The 24,830-nt window shown below is 68.1% G+C and carries 16 protein-coding genes; 5 read left to right on the plus strand and 11 right to left on the minus strand.

Going from position 1 to position 24,830, the window contains the following annotated elements:
• Nucleotides 1–12: 12 nt before the first annotated feature.
• The 3 genes from PQI07_RS26530 to PQI07_RS26540 form a co-directional block, all read right to left on the minus strand.
• The gene (locus PQI07_RS26530; RefSeq protein ID WP_274928030.1) at nucleotides 13–984 is read right to left on the minus strand and encodes a hypothetical protein; all 972 of its coding nucleotides are present in this window, start codon (nucleotides 982–984) and stop codon (nucleotides 13–15) included.
• An 8-nt stretch (nucleotides 985–992) separates the two neighbouring features.
• Complete coding sequence (locus PQI07_RS26535) at nucleotides 993–1,538, minus strand: DUF262 domain-containing protein (protein ID WP_274928031.1); 546 nt, start codon at nucleotides 1,536–1,538, stop codon at nucleotides 993–995.
• A gap of 108 nt (nucleotides 1,539–1,646) precedes the next feature.
• Nucleotides 1,647–2,021 (minus strand): GNAT family N-acetyltransferase, encoded by a 375-nt coding sequence (locus PQI07_RS26540; protein WP_274928032.1) that lies wholly within the window; start codon nucleotides 2,019–2,021, stop codon nucleotides 1,647–1,649.
• 154 nt (nucleotides 2,022–2,175) lie between these two features.
• Here PQI07_RS26540 and PQI07_RS26545 point away from each other — a divergent pair, with 154 nt between their 5' ends.
• Nucleotides 2,176–2,550 (plus strand): hypothetical protein, encoded by a 375-nt coding sequence (locus PQI07_RS26545; protein ID WP_274928033.1) that lies wholly within the window; start codon nucleotides 2,176–2,178, stop codon nucleotides 2,548–2,550.
• Nucleotides 2,551–2,577: 27 nt separating this feature from the next.
• Here the strand turns inward: PQI07_RS26545 and PQI07_RS26550 are convergent, their stop codons facing one another.
• Nucleotides 2,578–3,165 (minus strand): hypothetical protein, encoded by a 588-nt coding sequence (locus PQI07_RS26550; protein ID WP_274928034.1) that lies wholly within the window; start codon nucleotides 3,163–3,165, stop codon nucleotides 2,578–2,580.
• A 228-nt stretch (nucleotides 3,166–3,393) separates the two neighbouring features.
• Between PQI07_RS26550 and PQI07_RS26555 the strand changes: the two genes are divergently transcribed.
• Complete coding sequence (locus tag PQI07_RS26555; protein ID WP_274928035.1) at nucleotides 3,394–3,888, plus strand: DUF7674 family protein; 495 nt, start codon at nucleotides 3,394–3,396, stop codon at nucleotides 3,886–3,888.
• Between the two features lie 12 nt (nucleotides 3,889–3,900).
• The gene (locus tag PQI07_RS26560; RefSeq protein WP_274928036.1) at nucleotides 3,901–4,656 is read left to right on the plus strand and encodes a metallophosphoesterase family protein; all 756 of its coding nucleotides are present in this window, start codon (nucleotides 3,901–3,903) and stop codon (nucleotides 4,654–4,656) included.
• Here the strand turns inward: PQI07_RS26560 and PQI07_RS26565 are convergent.
• Entirely contained in the window at nucleotides 4,653–5,558 is a 906-nt protein-coding gene (locus PQI07_RS26565; RefSeq protein WP_274928037.1) for a hypothetical protein, read from the minus strand. The two genes, PQI07_RS26560 and PQI07_RS26565, sit on opposite strands and share 4 nt — an antisense overlap.
• 154 nt (nucleotides 5,559–5,712) lie before the next feature.
• Here PQI07_RS26565 and PQI07_RS26570 point away from each other — a divergent pair, with 154 nt between their 5' ends.
• Nucleotides 5,713–6,249: a hypothetical protein gene (locus PQI07_RS26570; protein WP_274928038.1), complete on the plus strand. Its 537-nt coding sequence runs from the start codon at nucleotides 5,713–5,715 to the stop codon at nucleotides 6,247–6,249.
• 18 nt (nucleotides 6,250–6,267) lie between these two features.
• Here PQI07_RS26570 and PQI07_RS26575 read toward each other — a convergent pair whose 3' ends face one another.
• The 5 genes from PQI07_RS26575 to PQI07_RS26595 form a co-directional block, all read right to left on the minus strand.
• Entirely contained in the window at nucleotides 6,268–7,296 is a 1,029-nt protein-coding gene (locus PQI07_RS26575; RefSeq protein ID WP_274928039.1) for a hypothetical protein, read from the minus strand.
• 131 nt (nucleotides 7,297–7,427) lie between these two features.
• Nucleotides 7,428–12,842: a hypothetical protein gene (locus PQI07_RS26580; RefSeq protein WP_274928040.1), complete on the minus strand. Its 5,415-nt coding sequence runs from the start codon at nucleotides 12,840–12,842 to the stop codon at nucleotides 7,428–7,430.
• Between the two features lie 244 nt (nucleotides 12,843–13,086).
• Nucleotides 13,087–14,058: an ExeA family protein gene (locus tag PQI07_RS26585; RefSeq protein ID WP_127993251.1), complete on the minus strand. Its 972-nt coding sequence runs from the start codon at nucleotides 14,056–14,058 to the stop codon at nucleotides 13,087–13,089.
• Nucleotides 14,058–15,704, minus strand: a complete 1,647-nt coding sequence (locus PQI07_RS26590) for a DDE-type integrase/transposase/recombinase (protein WP_164891434.1) — start codon at nucleotides 15,702–15,704, stop codon at nucleotides 14,058–14,060. The genes PQI07_RS26585 and PQI07_RS26590 overlap by 1 nt, the downstream gene beginning before the upstream one ends.
• 17 nt (nucleotides 15,705–15,721) lie before the next feature.
• The gene (locus tag PQI07_RS26595) at nucleotides 15,722–16,399 is read right to left on the minus strand and encodes a recombinase family protein (RefSeq protein ID WP_053609013.1); all 678 of its coding nucleotides are present in this window, start codon (nucleotides 16,397–16,399) and stop codon (nucleotides 15,722–15,724) included.
• A gap of 207 nt (nucleotides 16,400–16,606) precedes the next feature.
• Between PQI07_RS26595 and PQI07_RS26600 the strand changes: the two genes are divergently transcribed.
• Nucleotides 16,607–16,858 carry a hypothetical protein gene (locus PQI07_RS26600; RefSeq protein ID WP_053609012.1) on the plus strand — a complete coding sequence of 84 codons (252 nt, stop codon included), beginning with the start codon at nucleotides 16,607–16,609 and terminating at the stop codon, nucleotides 16,856–16,858.
• Here the strand turns inward: PQI07_RS26600 and PQI07_RS26605 are convergent.
• Nucleotides 16,842–24,635: a putative Ig domain-containing protein gene (locus PQI07_RS26605; RefSeq protein WP_274928041.1), complete on the minus strand. Its 7,794-nt coding sequence runs from the start codon at nucleotides 24,633–24,635 to the stop codon at nucleotides 16,842–16,844. The two genes, PQI07_RS26600 and PQI07_RS26605, sit on opposite strands and share 17 nt — an antisense overlap.
• Nucleotides 24,636–24,830 lie beyond the last annotated feature (195 nt).

The following is a 24,830-nucleotide window of genomic DNA, read 5'->3' on the forward strand; positions in this document are numbered from 1 at the left end:
GAGGCGTAAACGCTACTGGCGCTGGCGCCGGGCACCGCGTCGGGTCTTCGGGGTCGATCTGACGACTGCCCGGGCGGCGACCGTAGGCGTCGCATCCGGCTGTGCGGACTGGGGTCGATCCATGGCGTCCATGAAGCGCTTCATGATGCCATCCTTCTTGAGGGAGGCGTCCGAATCGACGTGCGATGCCATTCCGAAGAAATGCGATGCTGCCCCCGGATCGTCGGGGCCGGACGGCGACATCGTACCCAACGGATCGGAAGGATCGACCACCTCCCCCTCGTCGTCGCCGAGGAGGGCGTCGAAGAACTGGCTCATGGAATCGATCTTCTCGAGATCGATGGGTGGCGAGGCCGCCCGCAGCCTGGCGATGTTCGGCAACTGTGCCGGCGGGTTCGCGAGGAGGCCTGCCGCGTAGGCCTGCCCTGCGGACACTTCGGGATCGAAATCCAGTCCAGCGTCGGCGCCGGCGCGGATGCGGTGCCAAGGCAGCGTGGACCAATCGACGGCTCCGCTGGCCGCACGCCTCGGGAGACCGTTCTGAATGGGCGCGACCACGGAGAGCGCGAAGGGTTCGAGGCCTACGGTCGGCACCGCAAGGTAGGGCACGGAAGTGCCCTCGCCGAAGCTCACGGAGACGATGCAGGGCGCGGTCACGTATCCCTTCAACCGATCCGCGACCGGGCGACAGGTCAGCAGTGCCTGCACGTGTCGGTCGAACCAGGAGTAGTAGGCGACGAGGGCGTCGTAGACGGCACCGTCCGCCGTCGGGTTGGTCCGCCGCATCCGAATGAATGCTCCCATCGGTTCGTCGCACTCCCGCACGCAGGCCGCGACCTCGTCGGCGAAGGCCCGCCGCAACTCGACAGCGGCCGCATGGCGGCGGAGGAGGATATCCGCGAAGCAGGCCGCAACGAGCTTGGGGACGAGGACTTCCTGGACGATCGGGGTTGCCAGAACGTCTCTGATAAGGGGATGACGCATGGTCGACCTCAGCGCATCGAAGGAGTGGAAGAAACCACCGCCCGTTCGGCGGGATCGTGCGGCGTCCCGCCGTAGGCGAGGCGGTCGTAGAGGTCCTTCAGGACGTCGACGTCCTCGATCTCAGTGCGTAGACAGGTCCACGGCCGGCTCTCGAAGAATCGCTGGTCGCGCTGCGAGAGCTCGCTCCAGAGATATCCGCCGACGGGGAAGCGGTCCGCCATGTAGTCGAGGACGGCCGTCCAGCGTTGCTGGCCGTCGATGAGCCAGTAGTCGACCGGCTGCTCGGACGCCGAGGACTGCGTGAGATTGTAGACGTAGGCCGGGATCGGCAGCCGCATCCAGATCGACTCGATGAAGCGGATCTGCTGCGCTTGTTCCCAGGCCGGATCCCGCTGGAACGGCGGGAGGATGAAATGGCCCAGGGCGCGCTCGCCGGCCGCCTCGTCGGCCGCACGTCGCGGCGGCATGAAGCCGATCTCAATCGTGAACTCGCAGGTCTGCCCGCGGATGAAGGAGCTGGCCCGGAGATCGGATCCGGCGGTCTGGTCGGTCATGGTGCCATGGTTCCTTTACACGAACCTGCAGGGCGGCCCCGCAAAGGGCAAGCGCGGACTTCGGACGGTCCCGAACGATCTGCCCGCGGCCGCCGCCGTGGATCGTCTTCAGCGCGGGGCCGGAGCGGTCGAAGGCATCGGATGGCGATGCATCTGGCCGTCGCCGAGCGGGTCTGCGGGATCGTTCCAGACGAACCCGGCGCGGGCATACCATTCGGCCACGCCCAGATCGAGGACGCCGTCCCGGGTGAGCGCAGGCTCGACGTGCAGGCTGACGCCGTGCCGGTCCGCCTCCTCGACGATCCGGGCCAGCAGGCAGGTGCCTATTCCTTTGCCTCGGCGGTCCGGAGCGACCTCGAAGCTCATGAGCGTGAAGGCGTCGGGATCGCTGCCGAAGGGAGGCCGCGTGAGCGAGACCCTCGTCCCCGGCCACTCCGCGAGCAAAGCTCTGGCCGCAACACGGAAGGGATGGTCCGGATTCATCGCGGCACCTGGATGTTCGCCTACGCGGCTGGTACCGGCCGCGTAGGCAAATGATCGACCATGGACGAAAGGAGCAAGGCCACTCGTTTCGATCTATGCCGTTAACGTCGGAGACGCCTTCTCCTGGTAGGCATCGAGCCCGGGAGGAAGCGCCATGGCTGCGGATTGGCAGGACGAACTGCGGGCGCGCTACGCCTGGGCGCGACGCACGTCGTTCCAGGTCGGGGACGGCTGGAAGACGCTGCTGGCGGAGACGTTCGCTCAGCTGGACGCAGCGATCGCGAAGATCCCAGTGGACGATCCCGCGCTCGCCTTCGTCTGCGACGAGGTCAGGGAGAAATACGGCTCGATGCGCATCAGCATCATGCCGGACGTCGACGAGGTGGACCGGATCTGCCTCGCGGCCGAGGACAGGTCCGAGACCATCTGCGACGTGTGCGGCAGCCCCGGCCGCGTCCGCGAAGGCGCCTGGGTGACCGTCCGCTGCGACGAGCATGCCGGCCGGCTCGCGGCGGGTTCGGCCACCTGAATGTCGCCGAAACGCAGCCGAGCTCCGTCAGAACCGTGGCGTGTACACGGCCTCGCCTGACAGATCCTCGTCGGGCTTCGGCGCCGCGGCCTCGATCTCGCCGGCCAGGGCGGTCTCCAATTCCTGCGCGGAGACCGGCTCCGGCTGGACGACGAGGTGTCCCACGACGATCCCCCAGCCTTCGCCCAGGTCGTCCATGATCTCGACGGCGCTGCCGAGGTCGTGAAGCGCTACGGCCTCGTCCAGCGAGGCGGTCGACTTCGACCAGTGCCGGGGCGGCGTCGCGAAGCGCCCGCCGGCTTCGTCGACGATCAGAAAGCGCCAGCCCTGCGGTGCGGCGGATCGGCCGCTGGCGAGCTTGGTGCGAACATCGTCGGAGATCGCGACGGGCTTCGTTTCGAGCTCGGCCCGATGCAGGGCGAACGAACCCATCTCCATGCGATCGCCGCGGTAGTAGGTCGACATGCGGGGAACGGATGCGAGCATAGCCTTCGCGCTTCTCGCCGAACCGATGAAGGACGCCTCCATCGGCTCGTCCGCGAAGCGGTGACCTTCGGGATCGCTGCCCACGTAGGCGACGCCGCCATCCTTCCGTCGACCCTGGATCACATACACGGCAACCGCTCCATCGAATCTCCGCATCATGTGCGTGGGGAAGGAGAATCGCAACGCGTCTGGTGCCGGGGCGGACATGTCGCGGATGCGCCGCATCTTACGGAACCAAAGGAATGAACCTTAGCTGTCGAGGCTTCAGGGTTCTCGCCCACTGCGGCACCGGACGACCAGGCAACCCCCAGGATTCTAGTTTGGAGTCCGATGAACGCATCGAGAGAGCGATGACCGATGGCACCTCGAGGTGAAAGCAAGCCCGATGTCGTGGCCTTCGCCCCCCATGACGGCGGCCCGCGCTACGAGGAGATCGCCGATCTGGTCCGCCTCGGGTTTCCGGGATGGTGGGAGGAGGTACTCGCGTGGGCTGCAGACACGCCTCATCCTCTGTGCGGGATCCTGGCGGGCCGGATCGGACGTGCGATGTACGACGGCGACAAGAGCTACGCCGGGCGTGCCGCATCCTTCGGAATGCAGCTTGCCGGGAGCGGAGACGAACGTGTGGACAATCTCGTGCACGTCTCGTTCTTCGAGAGCTTCCACCAGTTCCATCCCGTTGATCGCCGGCTCGTCGCCAAACTCCTCGATGAACGGACCGCCCGCGTCCTAGAGGTCATGACCGCGGACATCGGCTCCGCCTATACCATCCAGGGCCTCTACGACCGCGATCTTCGACCGGTCGGACGGAGCTCTACCGACACGCCGGGTCCCTCCAAGAACCGCCGATGACAGGGATTTGAGATGCCGCTGCTTTGGATCCTCTCCGACCTGCACGAGGAGATCTCGCCCGACGTCGTGCGCCGCTTCGAGCCGCCGGAGTTCGACATCCTCGTCTGCGCCGGGGACGTCAGCGAGGGCGACGTCAGGGGTTGCATCGACGGCGTCGCCCGGGTCGCCGACGGCCGGCCGGCGGTGATGGTCCTGGGAAACCACGACCTGTACGGCCTGCCCGTCGATCGGGCGGCGCTGGTTGCGAGACGCATCGGCGAGCCGCTGGGCGTCCATGTGGTCGAGCGTTCGGCCGTCGAGGTCGGCGGACTGCGCTTCGCCGGGGGCACGCTCTGGGAGAACTTGGCGCCCCCGAACGAGGGCAGGGCGGATCTATCGAAGATCCTGTCGGGGGCCGTGCCGGCCCTGTTCTCGCCGGCGCCGACGGCACCCTACGGGGAGCCCGTCCAGGTCGAGGACCAGCGCGGCATCAGGCCGGCGACGTTCGCCGACATCGCCGCGCGGCGGATGCACACGCTCGCCGCGATCGACGCCTCGCGACCGGACGTGGTGGTGACACACTACCCTCCGACCGACGGCGACATGGCCTACGCCGGCGGCGCGGGCATCTGGATCCACGGCCACAACCACACGTTCTCGCGTCGGACGACCGAGGGGGTCGACGTGATCGTCAATGCGGTCCCGTCCCGTCTCTTCGCCGAGCGTATGGTGGTGGAGGTGTCGCCGAGGCCGAGGCCGACCCCGGACGCCGGAGGCGCGCGGCCCTAGCGCATCCGCGGGGACGCGTGGTCCTCGGATTCCAGCATCTCACGGATGGCGAGGTCTACCGCCGCAGCCCGATCGGCAAGCGCCGTCGCGTCCGGGTAGTCGTCCCGCGGAGACAGGATGTCCTCGCGTCCCTGCTCCCGGAGCAGCTCCCGGAAGCGCTGATATTCCGGATCGGTGCGGCCGACCGCGAGCACGCTGCCGGCCGGTCCCTTCCCCAGAGCGACGAGTTCCCTCTTCTGCTCGGCGGTCGGCTCCGGCAGCGCCTCGAGATCCCGCATGCGGCGCATCGCGTCGATGACCGGTAGGGGCAGGGTGTTGCCGATCGCCCGCGCCGGGATCCCCCAACCCCAGATCGGAAGGCCGTAGGTCTGCCAGAGGGACGAGCCGAGCTCGAAGGCCTCCGAAACGGGCCGTCGATCGGTTTCGACGAGGTCCAGACCAGATCCCTCGAGCTCGAACATCGTCCGCTCCGGTAGGCTGCCGCGACGCACGACCGCGATGCCGACGAGCGCGTACGACGTGCGGTCGGGCGTCGTCGGGAAGCGGGTCTCGCGGACGTAGAGCGATCCGAAGGCGTAGCGGCCGCCGGCGACGGCAGGCTTGCTCGTGATCATCCCACGGACGATCTCCGGCAGGCTGCTCTCGTGAGCCCATTCCAGCTCCCGATCGTAGGGAGCGCCGTGCGTCGAGACGGTCAGGCCGCGCGAACCCGCCGCGAGCAGAACGTCGACCACCTTCTCCGGCTGCACCAGACCGGGCGCGGCTTCGAGATGTCCAAGGGCGACCATCACCTGGAAGGGATCGCTGTCCTCGACGCTTCTCGACGACCAGCGCGGTTCCGAACTCGATCGCCGGTCGCCTACGCCTTCGCGGAAGATCAGCTGCAGCCTCGTCGCCACCATCGCGCCCTCGTCGTTCCTTCACGTCCGATGGTGACGTTCGGCGTTGAAAGAGCCAATGCGCCGGCGTTCGGGCGAGCCCGCACCGGACGGCTCCAGTCCTTCGCGATTTTCGAGGCCGCAGCCTAACCTCGGACGTCGATCCGGGGTCTTCCGCATGTCTTCGTTCCTTCGAACCACCCCTGAATCCGAAGGCAACGACGCCGAAGCCTCCTCTACGGAGGACGGGCCCGTCTGGACCTGGAGCCGTAACGAGATCGAGAGCTACTACCGCCAGGGGCAGTGCCACTATCTCGCGGTCGCGATCCGCCGCGCCACCGGGCTGCCCTTAGGGGCGCTGTGGAATCCGTTCGAATGGCATGTCGAGCCCGACGAGAACGGCGAGGGCGGCGTTCCCGAGATCGTGCACGTCTACGTGGTCACGCCCGACGGTAGCGTGATCGACATCCTCGGCGAACGCAGCCTTGAGGCAATGCGCATCTCCGAGGCCGGTCCCGATTGGGAGGCGTGCCCATACGGCCCGCTCACCGACGAACGCCTGATGCAGCTCGTCGAGGAGACCGGAAATCTCGTCCCCTACGACTCGTCCGACATCGCCGATGCCGACGAGGTGATCAGGCGGACGCCCGAATTGGCCAAAGCAGTCGCCGCCCACGCGTCCGGAAGCGCCACGCCGGCCGCGCCGAGAGCCTGAGCGGCCGGCCGGACTGTCTCAGGCGAAGCGGGGGCCAGCCTCCGGATCGTGCCTGAGCTCGGCAAGCTTGGCCGAGATGTCGGACCTCATGGCATCCATCCGCTCCAGCAGCGCCTGAAGCTGGTCGCCCGCCTTGTCGTCGGCGTAGTCGGCGACCTTGTCCAGCATCGACGCGGAGGCCTGCTCGACGCCCAGGAGGGATGTCTCGAAGATCTCGCGGTGGTTGCGGTACTGGCCTCCGGCCGCCGAAGGCAGCAGCTGCCGCTTCAGGTAGCGTAGCGACATTCCGACAGCCTGGGTCTCGGCCAGACCTCTGAGCGTCTCCTCAAGCCCGGCGGGCTCGGCCGCCTCCGAACGTCCCGGCATCCGCATGGCACCCTTGGGGCCGGTCAGGAAGGCGGCGAAGTCCGGGGCGAAGGTGAAGGTTCCCGAACTGTCCAGGCACCGAGCGAGCTTCGGAACCTCGACGACGCGTCCGTCGCCGAACCTGTAGGCGGAACTCGTGCGCAGATCGAAGAGATTCATCCACCGGGGATCGAACTCCCTGTCCGATGCCATGCCTTCGCGGGCATCCCGCAGGATCCCGATCATGGCCGCCACGTCGTCGTCCGGGCTGCCAGCGAAGGCCGCTTGATCGATCAGGTGCTGCCATGAGGATGACGAGAAGACCGCCAGCCCCAGGACCCTCGGCTCTGGATCGTCCCCGCCGAACACGGCGGGACGATGGGTCATGACCGGGGCGCCCTTCCTGAAGTCGAGCGCGCTCTCCCCGAATTCCCGCCAGCTCGTGCAACCCGTCATCTCGAGGGCGAAGCGGACGGCCGCCTGCCCGGGCGTGGGCTCGATGTCGTTGTAGTCTCCCGCGACACCGCGGATCGGGAGCGAGGCAGCCTCGAAGATGTGGGTCACGTCGATCGGCGCGTGCGCCGCTGCCTTTTCCGCGTCCGGGTAGCCGCCTTTCCGCCGGTCGAGCACGAGCGCCACCACGGGCTCGTTCGAGCGCAGGGCGAGCCCCGTCAAGGCGTCCGTCGGACTGGTCAAACCCATGGGTGCGCTCCCGTTCTTGCAGGATCATCGTGACATCGGATGTCGAAAATGGCTCGGGGGCCGGGCTTGCGCTCCGACCCCCGCCATCCTGATCGGTCCCGACTCGGATCCGGAGCCGGGGTTCCTGTCGCTCAGTAGAAGTTTACGCTCGGGCTTGAGATGGACAGCCCCTGGCCGCCATTGATGGAGGGGTCCGCCCGGTAGTTGTCGTACCAGAACGCATTGGCCGATTTCTGACTTAGTGTCTGAGTGAAGTTGCCGCCGGCGTATCCGCAGTACGTTGCAAGAGCAGCACCGCCGTAGGAGTACATAGTCGTGTAGTCGTAGCAGGATTCCGTCTGCGTCGAAAACGCGAAGGACTGGCCATTGCTGACGTTCGCCAAAGCCAGATAGAAGCTCTGCCAGCTCGGATCGATCCAGATCCGGTTCGTGCTGCCGCCGTTTCCTGGATAGCCATGCGATCCCGTCTGGAGCGCAGGAATGGTCGTGACAGGAGTCGAGCTACCCATGCCGCTGCAGGCGACGTCCGTCGGCGGCACCGGTCCGGCTCCGTCCGGATCGATCCGGTAGGTCCCGTCTCCGGTCGCGCCGACGTACGCGTGCGTGCCGACGCCCTGGGTGTAGGCGGCGCAGCTCACCGCGTAGGTGCCGTCGATGTAGTAGCGCGTGGTTCCGAAGGATTTGATGCCGACCAGGGTACTCTGGTCGAACAGCACGTAGGTCACGCTGGTCGAGCGGCCGAGACCGTTCGACAGGACGAGCGGGATCGAGATGCCGTTCGAGCCAGCGGTGAGGTTCTCCCGGACCGTGAGGAGACCCGTCGTGGACACCGCGACGCCGTCCGGAAGCGACCCGGATGCCGCGAACGCGAGGCTCGACGGGTGGTAGGGATCGTTCTGGGCCGACGCGATCTGAAGCGAGTAGGCCGTGCCCGAGTAGGGCGGGTTCAGAGCATACCGACCGTCGCCCCAGGCAGAGTATGCTATCGACGGCGCGCCGCCCTGGGCCGCATTGTCGATCGGATACTCGCCGACCGTGATGGCCGCCGTGCCGGTGTTGCGGAGGCGGTAGGTCATCGAGGCATTCGAGCCTGCCACGAGACCCGTCGGATTCTCGACCGCGGTCCATCCGCCCGCCTGGGCAGGCATCTCCAGCTGCCAGGTCGTGCCCGAAAGGCTCTTGGCCACGGTCGCCGAACTGAGACCGACGTAGCGATCGAAGGTCCAGGTGATCGCATCGTTCGGCTGAAGCGTCGCCACCGCCGTCGTCGCGCCGTCCACCATTCCGTTGAACAGGTCGCTGCCGTCGGGTCCGACAACCTTTGCGGTGGCGGGCATCAGCCGCGTGCTGGCTCTGACGCTGTCCGCAACCAGGGGGACGACACGGGTGACTGCGTACCCACGCGGATCCGAGGCGGTGACGGACAGCAGCGGCTGACCGGTCGGCATGCTGTCGCGCGCCGGAACGGTGAGAGCGCCCGTCGAGGTCAGCGAGTAGCCGTCCGGCGGGGTGAACCCGGACGTCCAGGCATAGGACAGGACGCCGCCGCCGGGGGAAGCGACCGTGCCGGCGAACTGCAGCGTCAGGCCCGAGGTGTCCGGGGCTGCCGTCGAGCCGCCGTTGGAGGTCACCATGGCGGTCGGCGTCACGTACCGGGTGGCGACCGAGGTCGTGATCGCCGGAGCGTAGGAGGCCACGCCGTCCAAGCGCCATTCGGCGAGAGGAGCCGCCGTGCTGCCGCCATTGCGGAGGCGCCAGACCTTGGAGGGGTACTGATCGCCGCGGGCGTTGGAGCCGACCACACCGTTCGACATTACCCGGCTGTCCACGATCTGCCACGAGCCGTCCTGGAGTTGCCGCTCGAGGTACAGCGTGGTGGAGACGGCGGTCGCGGACACCGCCGGGTTGGCGACGATGTTGACCCACTGCGGGTAGGTCCAGGTCACGGACTGGCCGGCGGCCAGGGTCGCGACGATCGTGCTCGCGGTCGACGCATCGTCGTCGTACAGGCCGATCAGCACGCTGTTGCCGGAGGCATCGACGACGGAAGACGGCGTCAGGGTGTTCGCCCGCACGCTCGTCGGAACCAGCGTGAATGTGCGGTCCAGATAGGCGAAGCTGACGCTGTCGGTCGCCCGGATCGGCAGGGTGACGGTCCCGGCCGGGAACGACGTGCCCGCGGGCACCGTCAGAATCGAACCAGTGATCACGAAGCCGTCCGGCGGGACGAAGCCCGGCGCGAAGGAGTAGGCGACCGTGGCTCCGCCGGGGTATCCCGAGGTCGCCGTGAGCGGGATCGACAGGCCGGACGTGTCGGACGTGGCAGCGCCACCGTTGGTCGCCGAGATCGACGTATCGGAGACGTAGAAAATTCCCGTCGACTGTGCCCAGGTCAGGCCGTAGGCGGTCGGGTTGTCGAGGCGGAATTCGGCGAGGGTCGCCGTCCCGGCGCTACCGTTCCGAACCCGGAAGATCTTCGACTGATTGTATGTAGCGTTGTTGATGTAGTTGTTGCTCCAAGTCGACCCATTGGCTGATGAGAAAACATGGGTGTTGGTCCACGTGCCGGAGGCGTTCGGTACCTCGATGTAGAGGACGCTATTGGCCCCCATTGCGGCCGAATAGCCGGTCGAGGCGTTCGCCACGTCGGCGATGCTGACGAAGCGGTCGTAGGTGTAGGTGACCACCGCACCGCTCGGGAGCGCGTAGGTGGTCGCCGGATTGCCGTCGTACAGCGTGCTGCGCAGGTCCTCTCCGTTCGGGCCAACGACCGAGACCGGCATGACCGTCTGAGCGCGGACCGAGGCGGGGACGAACGGATAGCTGCCGGCGACGGCGAAGTTCCGGGCGTCCGTGACCTTGATCGGGAGGGACACGTAGCCGAACGGGAAGTCGGCGCCGGCCGGGACGGTGATCAGGCCGTCCGGAGTGAGCGTGAAGGCCGACGGCACGGTGCCGGTCAGGGTCCAGTTGCGGACCGTGGACCCGGGGTATCCCGAATTGGCGCCGAGCTGCAGGGTGAAGCCCGCGGGCGAGACGCCGGAGATGCCGTTCTGATCGACGGTCCGCGTGCCGGTGCCCTGGGTCAGCGTCAGACCGTAGTTGGCAGGATTGTCCAGGCGCAGCTCCGAGAGGTTGGTCGTAGCCCCCTGCACGTTCCGGAATCGGAAGGTCTTGGACACGGCGAGGTTGGATGCTGTGATCCCGCCCGACCAATTCGCTCCGTTGTTGTATCGGCTGATGAAGCCTCCCGACGTCCAACCACCGTTCTGGGTGGGGACTTCCAGGGTAAGGCTGTAGTTTCCGTCGGCCACGACGTAGCCGTTCAGGGTCACGAGCAGGTCGGAGACACTGACGTACCGGTCGTATGTGTAGGTGATCGACGCGTTGTTGGCCAAGGCGATGTTGTTGCTCTGGCCGTCGTAGAGGGTCGGGAACAGGTCGGATCCGTCCGGGCCGAGCACGGACACGGGCGGCAGCGTCTTCGCCGCGACCGACTGGGGAAGGAACGGCACGGTGGCGTCCTTGTAGAACCCACCCTGGTCGGTCACGCGCACCACGGGTGTCATGTATCCGTAGGCGAAATCCGGACCGGCGGGCACGGTGAGCACGCCGTCGCTCGTGATGGAGAAGCCCTGGGGCACCGAGCCCTGCAGCGACCAGATCAGGGTGCCGGCACCGGTATAGTTGTCGGTCGCCGTCATCTGCAGGGTCAGCCCCGCCGGCGATGCGCCGACGATCGTCGATGCGTCGACCGTCCGGTTGAGCAGGGAGGTTGTTATCGTCGGGCCGAGATAGGCCGCCCCGTCGAGCGGGAATTCGTAGATCGTGACCGCAGCCGAGCTGTTGTTCCGCACACGGAAGATCTTCGACGTCGCCACGTCGGTGTTCAGGCCTGACACCGATCCGTTGGTGATCCGCGTCACGAGAGACCAGCTGCCATTCTGGGCCGGGGTCTCGATCCAGAGATCGTAGGCCGAACCGTTGATGGACTGGTTGGCGATGGTCGAGACGGTGACGAACCGATCGAACGTGTAGGTGATCGACTGACCGGGGGAGAGCGCGACGCTGGTCGTGGTCATGCCGTCGTACATCGGCCGGAAGAGGTCTTCGTTCGAAGGACCGCGGACCGAGAGCGGCGTCACGCTCCTGGCTGCGACGCCGGCGGGCTTGAACCCGTAGGTGGCGATCGCCGCGAACCCGAGGTTGTCCTGAGCTTGGACCGGCATCTGGACGAAGCCGAACGGGAAGTCCGTGCCGGCCGGGACCGTCACCGTTCCGTCGGTCCCGATGGTGAAGCCGATCGGCATGGCCGAGGTCAGACTCCAGGTCGGAGCGGACGTGCGGGGATGCGCGCCGGAGGCGGACAGCATCATCGAGAGCGATGCCGGGTTCGTTCCGGCGATCGCGGTGTCGACGACGCGGGTGGACGTCGAGGTGGCGATGGTCATGCCGTAGGACGGCGCACCGTCCATGCGGAGTTCGTTGATCGGGAGCACGGCGCTGCCGCTGTTGCGGATCCGGACCGCCGTGACGAACTGGTCGGCACCGGCCGGGATCTGCGACCCGTAGCCGTTGTTGGCGAGGCTGAGCGAGCCGATCTGCTTCCAGGTTCCGTCCTGCTGCAGGCCTTCCATCGTGTAGACGGTGCCCAGCGGGACGGTACCAAGGTTGTAGAACGGATCGGCCGAGATCTGGACGATGCGGTCCCACAGGAAGACGACAGACTGCCCGACGGCCAGCGGGAACGAGGTATCGTTCCGTCCGTCGTACACGACGGGCAGCAGGTTCTCGCCTCCCGGTCCCGTGACGGAGACCGGCGGTATCGTGTTCGCGCGGGACGCCCCGGTGGGAACGAACTGGAAGACGCGGTCGGAGTACAGGCCGTGACTGTCAGTGGCGCGAACGGCCACGTCGACATGTCCCGACTGCATCAGACTGGCCGGGCCGACGGTGACCAGGCCGGTCGACGAGATGGCGTAACCGCTCGGCAGCGTCGTGCCGGGCACCTGCGAGTAGACGAGACCGGCCGCGGAGGACTGGCTCGCTGCCGAAACCTGCAGGGTGAGACCGCTCGATCCCGCGGCGGCCGATCCGCCTGAGGTCGTCGAGATGACGGCTTCCGACACGAAGTACGGCGCGCTGGAGGTCGACCATGAGGGTGTGCGGACAGCCGAGGCATCCAGCCGGAACTCGGACACCGCCAGCGCGGTGGCGCCGGTGTTCCGCAGACGGTAGACCTTCGAGACGTCGTTCGCCGGAACGGGAGACAGCAGGTAGAGGGCCGCGCCGTTGTTCTTCAGTTCGACCGAGTTCCACGAACCGTCCTGGAGCTGCCTCTCGAGCACGACGGTCGCGGTCGAGTTCACGCCCAACGAATTCGCGCTGACGGTCTGGAGGTTGACGTATTGCGGGAAGGTGAAGGTGACCGACGCGCCGGAGGCCAGGGAGACGCTCCGATCGGTCAGCCCGTCGTAGAGTATCGAATAGACGTCGTTGCCAGCTGGATCGACAACCGTGGCCGGGGCGACCGTGGAGGCCCGCACCGACGTCGGGAAGAATTGGATGAGTTTGTCCGTGTAGAAGCCGCGCGAATCCGTTGCGCGCGCCAACAACTGTATGTGTAGCGGCGCGCAATCGAACTGTGGCGGAGGCGCAATCGAGGGCGTTTTCCGGCGCACGATCGGTGAGACTGGAGACGGTCTCCGACGCACATTCCGTGAGACTGGGCGCACGATCGGTGAGACCGACGCGAGATCATCCGAGCCGACGCACGCTGCGTGAGACGGATCAGGTCGGCAGGCCGGCGGCCCGCATCTCGTCCAGGAGTTCGGCGGCCCGGGCCGCTTCGAGTTCGCCGCGGAGGAGCCGTCGGACCTCGCCGGGCTTGGCGTCGAACTGCTCGGCCAGACTGCGAAGGTCGTAGCCGTTCCGCGTCAGCCGGGGCTCCAACTCGTCGAGCTGGCGCGATAGCACAGCATCGATCATGTCGGCATCGACCGGCTTGGCCCCGATCTCGAAGGCGGCTTCGAAGGCGCGCACGAGATGCTGCCCGATCTGGAGCGGCGTCTTCAGCTTGGCGGCGAGCAAGGTGGCGGCGCCGTCGGTCAGTACGTCGGCCTGCGCGATGCCATCCTGGAGCGAGGCCTTCATCACCCAGTCGATATAGTCGCGTTGCCGATCACGCAGCCCTCCGAACTCGAACACCGTCGTGCGGTCGCCGATTTCCTCCATCTTGGGACGCCGCAGGTCGTTCTTCAGCTTGGGATGGCCGATCAGCACGATCGAGAGCTGCCCTCCGCCCTCCGCCACCAGCTCGATGAGGCGCTTGAGCGCCGTCAGCGTCTTGGGGTGGAGGTCGTGCGCGTCGTCGATGAAGAGCGCCACGGGCTTCCTGGCGCGCCGGAACAGCTCCTGCAGGTCTCGCTCGCGGCGTTCCGACTGGCTGGAGATCGTCACCGTCTTTTCCGGCGACAGGTCATAGAACAAGGCAGCCAGCAGGAGCGGCACGGTGATCTTGGCCTTGTCGACCGACAGCGAGCGCGACACGATCACCCGGCCTTCTCGCTCGAGGTCGGCACGCAGGCGGCGCGACAGCAGTGTCTTGCCCGAGCCGATGACGGCCGTGACAGCGATCAGGCGACCACCCGCGATGGCGGCGCGGATATCGCGGGCGACCTGGGTATGGTGCTCTGTCTCGAAGAAGCCGACGTCGGTCGGCGGTCGCAACAGGTCGTAGAAGCGCATCACTTCGGTGAGCATCAGCCGACGCCTCCCCTCTGCCCGGGCGGGAAGCGCTCTCGGACGGCGGCCAGGACCTCGGGACGGGCCAAGGTCCGCGCCAGCAAGGCGTCGATGAAGGCGCGATCCTCAGCCGGGAGGGTGGCGAGGGGCAGCCTGATGGCCTCGGCGATGGCGCGCCGGGCGACGAGCAGATTGGCGAAGCTCAGCTGTCCGAATGGGTCGGGATCGCGGAAGGGACGCACCGGGACGGACAGAGGCGGTCGCGCCTCGGCCATGACGACGTCGGCCTCGCCCGACAGCGCCGCACGCGGCAGCGCGAGCCGGCGCGCCAGGTCCTCGACCCGCTCGGCCTTGACCTCACGCCTGGATTTGCGGTGCTTGCGATAGCGATGCAGCGGGATCGGGCCTCCGACCGGAAGAAAGGGGCCGGACCGCCGATCCTCGCATTCCACCCAGAGTTCCTGGTCGAAGAGGCCCCACCACACCACGACCGTCTCGCCGGCGAACTCGGGATCGATCTCGTAGGTCACGCCGGCGATCGTCATCCGGCAGTCGAGCGCCACGACCCGTCGTTCCGGTTCCCGGGCAAAGGCGCAGAACCGATCCCAGCCGCACATCTCCCGCAGACCGTCGTCGGGCAGGTGCGCCAGCCAGTCCTCGATACGGCTGTGCGGTTCGATGCGATGATCGCCACGGTTGTAGCTGTCGATGAAGCGCGCCAGCCACCGATTGGCCTCCGCCTCCGTCTCGGGCCGGTGGAAGTGGTACAGGGTCTCGTGGGCCTCCTTCACGGTGCGGAAGGGCCGCTCGACCTTGCCCTTGGAGCGTGCCGTGGTGCGCCGACCATCCGACCCGGCCGGCCTGTGCGTCGTCACCGCGACACCCAAGCTCTCCATCACGCGTCCGAACACAGCCGACTTCGCGACCGGGCCGTTGTCGAGGTAGAGAGCCGCCGGAATGCCGCCGAACGGGCTCCCGTTCTCGTCGGTCTCCTTGCGGGCCATGGCGTTGAACAGGAAGCGCAGCGCGCTCTCGACGTCCTCGCCGTAGACGCACCGATATTCCTGGTAGGCGACGCCGGAGCGGTCGTCGACGACGCTGAACAGCATCAGCATGGGCGCGCCCGAGCGGTCATGATCGAGCCAGGGCGGAACTTCGATCTGCTTGAGATCCGAGGGGCTCATGTCGAAGTGCCAGAGCGCGTTGGCTTGCGCGGCCTGGAAGCGGACGGCGGGCGGCTCGCGGACCATGCGGGCATGATCGTAGCCGAGACGCCGCAGGTGTCGGTTGAGGGTGGATGCGGTCAGGCGGCCTGGTGCCAGCTTCATGAAGCCATCGGGCGTGTCGACCCCGTGCTCGACAAGCAGGCCGAGGATACGCACCGTCGACAGGTGGCGGCCCTTGCGGTTCGTGGTGCGGACCTTCATGGCCGCGACGATCTCGCACCAGCGTTCGATCTCGGAGGCCGACATCGACCTCGGCCGCCCCTGGTCGGCGCGGTGAGCGGCATGGGGGCGACGTCCGCCACGCAGCAGGCGGTACAAGGTCGCCCGGCTGACGGCATAAAGCGCGGCGGTCGACCGGATCAGGGTGGTCCGTTCCGGATGACGGGCGGGGAGTGCGGCAAGCCGCTGCCGGAGGGTCACCAGGGCCTCGGTCGGCACGGCGCCCCCGGCCGGCATCACGCCAGACCGGTCTGGCTGGATGGTGAAGGTGCGCTCGGCTTCGCACCCTTGCGGATCGTGGCCGCGCCGTCCAGCAGCACCTGCCCGGCCGCCTTGGGTGTGCCGTCGCCGTTCACATAGGCGTAGAGTGTCGTGGTGGTGACGCCGAGGCGTTTGGCGACGTCCGCCGCGACAGCCTTCGGGTCGGCCATGGCGGCCATGGCCATGGTCAGCGTTGCATGGTCCATCTTGCGTGGCCGCCCGCCCATGCGCCCACGGGCCCGGGCCGCGGCGAGCCCCGCCGTCGTGCGCTCGGTGATGAGCGCCCGCTCGAACTCGGCGAAGGCCGCGAAGATGCCGAAGGCGAGACGGCCGTTGGCGGTGGTGGTGTCGATCTGCGCTCCGGCCCCGGCCAGAACCTTGAGGCCGACGCCACGAAGGCGGAGGTCCTCGGCCGTGGTGACGAGATGCCGAAGGTCGCGGCCAAGACGATCGAGCTTCCACAACACCAGGGTGTTACCCGGCTGAAGGGCTTTCAGGCAGGCCAGCAAGCCGGGGCGGGCATCATGCCGGCCGGAGGCGAGATCCTGGTAGATGCGTTCATCGGCGACGCCGGCGGCGAGAAGCGCGTCGCGTTGCGGAGCGAGCGTCTGGCTGCCGTCGCTCTTCGAGACCCGGACGTAGCCGATCAGCATGAGCTCCCCGAGGCCGCCAGGAAAGATACTGTCCATCCTGCAATCTCGCGCTCATTTCCGCAACGAGTTTTCTGACGCTCCCCGAGCTTTGTTCAGCGGCACCCGAGCCTCACAAGAAAACCGGCCGTTTTCCTTGTCGTCGTGGTGCGTGAGGCGCTACGGCCAGGGGCCGGATGAACGGCGCCTGGTCCGGAAAAGAGATCGCCCATGTTCGCCATTCTCCGACAAGCCGGCGGCCGGCGGTATGAGGTGGACTTCGAAGACGATCCCGTCCTGCTCGATGTCGCCATGAGCGCGACCACGATCCAGATCACGATGACCGCAACCGAGGATCGCGATCCCGAGAAGAACCGCTTCGTGACCGTCACGGTCCCACGTGAGGCGTTGATCGCCGCCCTGGCGGCTGCCGGCAGCACGGCCAAGTCAGGCAACAGGAAGGGACCTACACGCGTCGGATAACAGGCTCATCTTGCCTGCCGACCTGATCCGTCTCACGCAGCGTGCGTCGGCTCGGATGATCTCGCGTCGGTCTCACCGATCGTGCGCCCAGTCTCACGGAATGTGCGTCGGAGACCGTCTCCAGTCTCACCGATCGTGCGCCGGAAAACGCCCTCGATTGCGCCTCCGCCACAGTTCGATTGCGCGCCGCTACATGTATGGAGCCGAACCCGAACTGCTCGCCCTGCGGAACCACGACCAGCCCCGATGACGAAAGGCCGAAGTTTGCGGGCAACGCCATGGAGTTCGGCGACAGCGACCACGTGAACGCGCTGGTCGCACCCGAATAGGTCTTGGTCGCAGCAAGCTGGAGGGACAGCGCGGCCGGGGTCGCGCCGGTGATCTGAGACTGGGTCACCTCCCACGGGCCCGAGGCGGTCGTGATCGACGGAGTCTGTTGAGCGGCTCCGTCGATGCGGAACTCGGCCAGGACCGCGGTGCCGGTCGCGCCGGAGTTGCGCAGCCTCCATTGGCGGCCGATGTAGGCGGGGAACGTTCCGGCACTCACGCGCTGGATCGTGGATCCCGAGACATTCCAGGTCTCGATCGATCCCCAGGTCCCGTCAGCCTTGAGGTTCTCAAGGACCAGCGACGCCGAGCCTACGGTGTTCGACACTGCGAAGGACGCGTTGCTCACGGAGACGTAGTTGGGGAATGTCCAGGCCGCGGACTGGCCCGGTGCGATCGAGACCGTGCGGTCGAGGTTGCCATCGTAGAGGATCGTGAAGGCGTCGGATCCGTCGGGCGCGGTCACCACGGTCGGCAGCGTGAGGGCGGCCTGCGTGTAGGCCGGATAGAACGGGAAGACGCGGTCGTTGTAGAAGCCCTTGGTGTCCGTGACGCGGATCGCGATCTGCGGGAACGCACCCGGGAAGCTCTCGCCGGCCGGGACGGTGAGCGTGCCGTCAGACGACACCGAGAAGCCCGTCGGCAGGGTGGTGCCGGGGGTCGGCGCGTAGGACAGGCCGGTGCCGCCGGAGGCCTGCATCGTGGCCGAAAGAGGCATCTGGAGGCCGGCGCCGACTTTCGTCGAGTTCAGGGTGTAGGTGATCGTTGTCTGGTTGACCGTGTAGTACTGCTGGTTCTGGATCGGAGTGTTCCAGACCGGCGCCAGCGCCGGCACGCCGCCGAGGCGGGCCGTGGTGAGGTTCTGGGTGGTCGCGACGGTGTTGCGGAGGCGGTAGACCTTGCCGTAGGCGGTGGCGGCCGTCTGGCCCGCGGGAGCGGTCGTGCCAAGGTTGGCGGCGAACACCGTGGCCCAGGATCCGTCCTGCGCCGGAGTTTCGAGGACGACGGCCGGGTTGGTCGACAGGCCCACGAACACCGACGCTCCGGTCGGGCTGACGTAGCGCGGGAAGGTGTAGGTGATGGACTGGCCCGTCGCGACCGGCACGGTCTGGTCGTTGAGTCCGGAGTAGAGCGCCACGAACACGTCGCTGCCGTTGGGGGCGGTGACCGAGGACGGCAGCTGGGCCGTCATCGCCACGACTTCGGGCGTGAAGTTGAAGGCCTGATCCGTGAAGAAGCCGAGCGTGTCGGTGACGCGGAGGGTGAAGTTGATGGTGCCGGCGGTGAAATCGGTCGCCGCGGGCGCGGTCAGCACGCCCGTCGAGGTCAGGGAGAACCCGGCCGGCAGCGGCGCCGACGTCGGGGCCAGAGCGTAGGCGAGGGGATCGCTCGGACGCAGCGAGCGGTTCGTCGCCTGCAGCTGCATCGAGAGGGCCGCCGGCGTGGTGCCGGCGATGCCGGTCTGGGTCACCACGCGCGTGCCGCCCGCCGAAACCCAGACCGGGGAGAGGAAGGTGCCGGCACCGTCGAGGCGGTACTCGCGCAGGGTGGCGGCACCGGTCGCCCGCAGACGCCAACGGCGGCCGATCGAATCCATGGTCGAGGGCACGACCCATTCGCCGGAGGTCCGCTCGACCTCCAGGACGACGTTGCCGAGATTGACGCCGTCAGTGACCGCTGCGGCGACGTTCTGCACGTAGCGCGGGTAGGTCCAGACGATGGTGTCGCCGGCGGCGAGCGTGACGCCCGTGGCCGACGTTCCGGTGGCGCCGTCGTAGAGCGGCACGACGACCGAGTTGCCGCTCTTGTCTAGGACGGAGGTGGGGGCGACCGTGCCCAGGCGGACGGAGGCGGGGTTCAGCACGAAGGTCCGGTCGGCCGTGTAGTCGTCTGTCGTGGCGCGCACGGCGGCCTCGATCCGGCCGTAGGGGAAGCTTTCACCCTGCGGAGCCGTTAGGGCGCCGCCCGCGGTCAGCGCGAAGCCGTCCGGCGGCGTGAAGGTCTGCACCCACGCGTACGAGACCGGCGAGACGGTGACGGCGCTTTTCGAACTGGCGAGCGGCAGCGTAAGGCTGTCGGGCGTCAGGCCTTGGATCGTGGTCTGCGAGACGGTGCGCGCGGTCGCGGCGGTCGACCAGATCGGCCCGAGCTGAGGGAGACCGCCAAGGCGGGCCTCGCGCAGGGTCGAGGTGCCGCTGATCTGGCGGACGCGGAAGCGGCGGCCGCCCTGGTCCTGCACGGCAGCGGGGAAGGCCGAGGCCGGAGTGGCTGTCATCTGCACCCAGGAGCCGTCGGCGGCGACCGTCTCGAGAACCGCGCCCGTCGGCACGACATCGAAGGTCGAGGCTGCGGCCACGCGGACCCACTGCGTGCCGTAATCGTAGACGAGGCTCTGGCCGGCTGCGAGGACGGTGGAGGCATCCGACGCGTCGGTGCGGCCGTCGAGCATCGCGACCCGGACGTCCTTGCCGGAACCGTCGACGATCGTCTTCGGGGCCACCGTCGCGGCGGAGACGCCCAGCGTATGGAATAGGAAGGTGCGGTCGACGGCGTTGCCGACCGGATCCGTGGCCCGGACCGGCACCGATACCTTGCCGGCCGGGAACGCGTCGGCCGAGGGCACCGTGACGGTGCCGTCCGCGGTCAGCGAGAAGCCCGAGGGAATGCTCGAACCGGGCAAGAGCGCGTAGGTCATCGCGCCGGCGTACGGCGAGTTGTTGGTGGCTACGACTTGCAGCGCGAGGCCGGTCTGGCCGGACACGGCGGTGGAACTCGTCTCGTACGACCCGGGCGCGGTCACGTAGGTCGGCAGCACGAAGGCGCCGACGCCGTCCAGGCGGTACTCGCGCACGGTGGTCGCCGCAGTCGCGCGGATCCGGAACCGCTTGCCGGTGTCGAGCGAGGTCGAAGCGACCCAGCCGGCGGACCCGCCGTCGGTCTCCAGCACCAGCGCGGCCGCGTTCGTCGCGTCGACGATGGAGGCCGACGGAACGATCTTCACGTAGCGGGGGAAGGTCCAGACCACGGACTGGCCTGCGGTCAGCGCGACGCCGGGGGCCGAGGTCCCCTTAACGTCGTCGTTCAGGACCTGGATGACGCTCGCGCCGCTCGGGTCCGTGATGGAGGTTGGGGGCAGCGTGTTGGAGCGGACCGCGGCCGGTGCGAACGAGAAGGTCTGGTCGGCGGTGAACCCGACCGCGTCGGACGCGCGGACCACGAAGGAGACGAAGCCGGTGGGGAAGCTCTCGCCGGGAGGCGCACCGAGGGTGCCGGCCGACGTGATCGAGAAGCCGGTCGGAAGAGTCGTGGTCGGAGCGTAGGTGATCGGCGCGCCGAAGCGCGAGCGCAGAGTGGTCGAGAGGACCAGCTTGAGGCCGGATTGATCGATCGTGCGCAGATCGCCCGCGGTGGTCCAGGCCGGCGGAGCCTGTACCTCGAGGCCGTCGAGGCGCGCCTCGCGCAGCAGGCCTGCGGAGGTGGCGCGGATGCGGAACCGCTTGGCGCGGTTGTTTACGGTGGACGAGGCGACCCAGCCGTCCGCCGTCTCCGCTTCGACGGCCACCGTGGCGGACGCGTCGATGACGCTGGGAGCGTACAGATAGACGTATTGGCCGTAGTCCAGAACGACCGAGTCGCCGACGGCCAGCTGGACGCCCGGGGCGGTCGCGCCGACCGCACCGTCGGTCATGATCGTGTAGACGTCCTTGCCGGTCGGATCGACGATGGACGAGCGGACGCCGAAAGCCCGGGGCGCGGCAGGCTGCAGCGGCACGACCATGTCGCTGTAGATGCCGACGTTGTCGGTCGCGCGGACGGTTATCGGCGTGTAGCCGGCGGGCAGGCTTTCGCCGGTGGGAATCGAGAGCGTGCTGCCGGACAGGGAGAAGCCCTTCGGAAGCTGGCTCGGAGCCGAATAGACGATGGTGGAACGGTCGGAGAAGGTCGACTGCGGAGTTGCCGAGAGCGCGATCGTGCCCGGATCGGCAATGGTGACCGGTCCATCCGGGAACCGGTTGTTCCAGTAGGGACCGTACTGGGCCGGGAGACCGTCCAGACGGGCCTCGGAGAGGAAGGTCGCGCCGATGGAGCGCACGCGGAAGCGCCGGGCGATCCAGTCGACGTCGGCGGCCGGAACCCAGCCGCTCGCGGTCTCCGCCTCGACGACGACCGTTCCGCCGGTGGCGGTCACGACGGCCGGGCGCGATGCATTCACGTAGTCGCTGCCGTAGGCGAGGACGACCGACTGCCCGTCCGTCAGGGCGACGCCGGACTCCGCCCGCCCGTCGGCGAGCACGCCGAAGACGTCGTTGCCTGCCGGATCCCGGACGTCGGGCTTGATCGGCTGCGCGGGGGTGGACGACGGATTGAAGACGAACGAACGGTCCGCGTAGAAGCCGGTCGAATCCGAGGCGCGCAGGACCACGGTCTGGCGGCCGGCGGCGAAGTTGGAGCCGCGCGGCGCGGTGATCGTATTGGCCGAGAACGTGAAGGCGTCCGGCAGGCTGCCCTGCACGGTCAGGATCGGCGTGGGATCGGCGAGCGTGTTGTTGACCTGGGCTTGGATCGGCAGCGTGAGGTTCGGCCGCCCGTTCAGACGACTGTCGTCGGCCACGTACGGACCGGCCGCCGTGCCCCAGGTCGGGGCTCCGGGCACGGCGGCGCCGTCGAGGCGGTACTCGCGGACGTCGACCGAGGCGGTCGCACGGGCGCGGAAGGCCTTGGCGATCGAATTGACGCTGGCCGCCGGCACCCAGCCGTCCGCGGTCTGCGCCTCGAAGACGAGCAGGGACGGATCGGTGGCATCGACCGCGTTGGCGACGGCGACCTGCGCGTAGCGCTGGAAGGTGAAGGTGATCGCCTGACCGGCGTCGAGATGGATCGAGCGCGCGGTGGATCCCGTCACGCCGTCGTAGAGGACGAAGTAGGCATCGTTGCCGGACGCGTCGCGCGTCTGCGGCACGAGCGTCGAGGCCCGGAGCGAGGCCGGCTGGAAGGCATAGGTCTGGGTCGCGGAGACGCCCAGGTTGTCGACGGCCTGCAGGGTCACCGATTGGAGACCGGCCTGGAAGCTCTCGCCCGGCGGGACCCGTATCGCGCCGTTCGCAAACGAGAAGCCCGCGGGCGCGGTCCCGGCGACCGAGATCGTCGTGGCGGACGAGGTGTAGGGATTGCGCGCGGTGGCGGTGACCGGGAGCTGAAGCTGGCCCGAGCCGTCCACGCCCCCTTGGTCGACGGTGCGGAGCGTCGAGTTCGGCGAGAACGTGGGGATCAGGATCGGGGACGCCCCGTCGAGACGGTACTCCTGGACGCTGACCGCCGCCGTCGCGCGCACGCGCCAGCGGACCGCGATGCCGTCGACCGTCACGGGATCGACCCAGCCGGCCTTGGTGGCCGCTTCCAGAACGAGCGAGCCGGGCTTGTCCGCGATCACCGTGGCGGCAGCCGCCACGTTCACGAACCGGCCGAAATCCCAAACGAGCGTGTCGCCTGCGGCGAGTGCCACGGAGGCGTCCGACTTCCCGTCGTTCAGGACCATCGAGACGTCGCCGCCCGGACCCGTGACCGCCGGCGCGACCGTATTGGCCCGGACGTTGGCCGGGTTGAACACGAACTGCTGGTCGGAGACGTACCCGAGGGCGTCGGTGGCACGGATGGTCGTCGACAGACGCCCGGCGGGAAGCGATCCGCCGGGCCCCAGGAGGAGCGACGCACCGTCGAACGCGAGGCCGTCCGGCACCGCGGCGCCGGGTGCCAGCGTCAGAACGGCGGGTTCGTTCGAGTAGATGGTCTGCTCGTCGGCCTTCAGCGCGAGGTTGAAGCCCTTCACGTCCACGCCGGGCACGACCCAATCGGGGCCCGAGAGCGTCGGAATGCTCATGCCGGAGTCGCCGACGATCCACGCGCCGGAGCGCGTCTGCCACAGCGGCGGGTGGTTGTAGTCGGCCGCGTCCAGGCGCGCCTCGCGCACCGTCGCCACGTCGCCCGACTCGTTCACGAGGCGCCACCGCTTGGCGATGCCCGCCACCTGCTCCGGCGCGACCCAGACGCCCGAACCCGCCTCGGCCTCGAGGACCATCTGGCCGACGTTGTCGCCGGCCAGGACCGTACCGCCGGTCACGAGCACGAAGCGTCCGTAGTCGAAGAGCATGTTGCCGCCGGCCTTGACCGTCGCGGACTGCGCCGTCTTGTCGGTCACGCCGTCGTTCATGGCGTGGCGGATGTCGACGCCGTCGCCGACGCCCACGGAGTTCGGGTATGCCGTGCGGGCGGGGACCGCGTCCGGGGTCAGGTAGTACTTGCGCTCCGTCCAGTAGCCGATGCCGTCGGTCGCGCGGAGAGTGAAGTCCACCCGGCCGTAGGGAAAGCCCTCGCCGGTCGGCCCGGTGAGATCGCCGTTGGGCTGGATCGCGAACCCGGTCGGCAGCGTCGAGCCGGACGCGAGCTCGAAGACCGTGGGCGTGTCGGAATACGGCGACTGCTCCGGGGCTACGACGCTGACGCCGAGCGGCACGGGGCCGACGGCCACGAGGAGGCCTTCGGGCGTCTGCCAAGCGGGCGGCGGGTTGGGCGGCGAGGAGGCGATGCGCAGCTCGGAGACGCGCATGTGACAGCTGTTGGTCAGCTTGACCCGCCAGTCTGCCGAAACGAACCCGGAGCGCGGGGTCGGCATGAGGTTGAAGGCGGACAGCACGCCGCCGGACGCGAGCGACTGGGCGCGGTGGACCGGCTTCCAGTTGGCGTCCTCGTCCTTGGCTTCGAGGTCGTAGGAGCAGGAGCCGTAGTCCGCGTCCGTGGAGAAGGCGACGACGGCGGTCTTGGCGCGGATCGGATGATCGAAGTGGACGGCGACCGAGGCGCCGAAGCCGCTGGCGGCCACGTCGGTCGTGGCCGATCCGTCGAAGATGGGCTGCGGGGAGGGGAGGGCGGTGTCGCCGACGAAGGCCTGGACCGGATAGGCGTGCTGCTGGGTCTCGTCGAAGTCGTCGAGCCACGTGACGACGAAGGGATCGGACTCCGAGATGCGGCCCTTCGCATCCTGGACCGCCATCACGTACGTGCCTTCGGAGGGCACCTTGGAGGTGCCCACGAAATTGCCGAGGCGCGGGTCGAAGGTGAGGCCCTGGGCGAGAGGTGGGCCGATCAGGGAGAAGGCGTAGGGGCGGTTGCCGCCTTTGACGTTGATGGTGAGGTCGGCCTTCTCGCCGATGAAGAACTTGCGGGGCTGGACGACCTTCAGGACCGGGTTGTCGTAGAGGGACGGATCGAGACCGTCGATGCGGTAGCGGAAGAAGTTGCCGTACCCCTGCATGACGTCCTTGGACGGAGCCGTCGTGGACGGATCTGTCTGGTCGGTCTGGGCCGGAGCCGTCTGCGCCAAGCCGGCACCCGCGGTCGCACCCAGCAGGGCGACGCACGAGGCCGTGGCGAGCAGGAAGGAACGAACGAACATCAAGGCACCCACCGAAGGAGTGCCCGACACCCCTTCCCATATTTCGAACTAATTCGGAGGCGGCGCCGTGTCAAAGGAACTGGGGGCTTTTTGGAGCGTTTCGCACCTTCGATCCGGCGATTTGATCGACATGTCCCGGCGGCGTTGGGCGATGTGCCACGTCCCACGCGATCCGTACACCGAACGGTGAAATCG

Source organism: Methylobacterium sp. 092160098-2 (assembly GCF_028920805.1).
Classification (GTDB): domain Bacteria; phylum Pseudomonadota; class Alphaproteobacteria; order Rhizobiales; family Beijerinckiaceae; genus Methylobacterium; species Methylobacterium fujisawaense.

Coding starts and splice junctions, on each gene's coding strand:
- PQI07_RS26530 (WP_274928030.1), bottom strand. CDS start 984: ATGCGTCATCCCCTTATCAGAGACGTTCTGGCAACCCCGATCGTCCAG.
- PQI07_RS26535 (WP_274928031.1), bottom strand. CDS start 1,538: ATGACCGACCAGACCGCCGGATCCGATCTCCGGGCCAGCTCCTTCATC.
- PQI07_RS26540 (WP_274928032.1), bottom strand. CDS start 2,021: ATGAATCCGGACCATCCCTTCCGTGTTGCGGCCAGAGCTTTGCTCGCG.
- PQI07_RS26545 (WP_274928033.1), top strand. CDS start 2,176: ATGGCTGCGGATTGGCAGGACGAACTGCGGGCGCGCTACGCCTGGGCG.
- PQI07_RS26555 (WP_274928035.1), top strand. CDS start 3,394: ATGGCACCTCGAGGTGAAAGCAAGCCCGATGTCGTGGCCTTCGCCCCC.
- PQI07_RS26560 (WP_274928036.1), top strand. CDS start 3,901: ATGCCGCTGCTTTGGATCCTCTCCGACCTGCACGAGGAGATCTCGCCC.
- PQI07_RS26565 (WP_274928037.1), bottom strand. CDS start 5,558: ATGGTGGCGACGAGGCTGCAGCTGATCTTCCGCGAAGGCGTAGGCGAC.
- PQI07_RS26570 (WP_274928038.1), top strand. CDS start 5,713: ATGTCTTCGTTCCTTCGAACCACCCCTGAATCCGAAGGCAACGACGCC.
- PQI07_RS26575 (WP_274928039.1), bottom strand. CDS start 7,296: ATGGGTTTGACCAGTCCGACGGACGCCTTGACGGGGCTCGCCCTGCGC.
- PQI07_RS26585 (WP_127993251.1), bottom strand. CDS start 14,058: ATGCTCACCGAAGTGATGCGCTTCTACGACCTGTTGCGACCGCCGACC.
- PQI07_RS26595 (WP_053609013.1), bottom strand. CDS start 16,399: ATGCTGATCGGCTACGTCCGGGTCTCGAAGAGCGACGGCAGCCAGACG.
- PQI07_RS26600 (WP_053609012.1), top strand. CDS start 16,607: ATGTTCGCCATTCTCCGACAAGCCGGCGGCCGGCGGTATGAGGTGGAC.
- PQI07_RS26605 (WP_274928041.1), bottom strand. CDS start 24,635: ATGTTCGTTCGTTCCTTCCTGCTCGCCACGGCCTCGTGCGTCGCCCTG.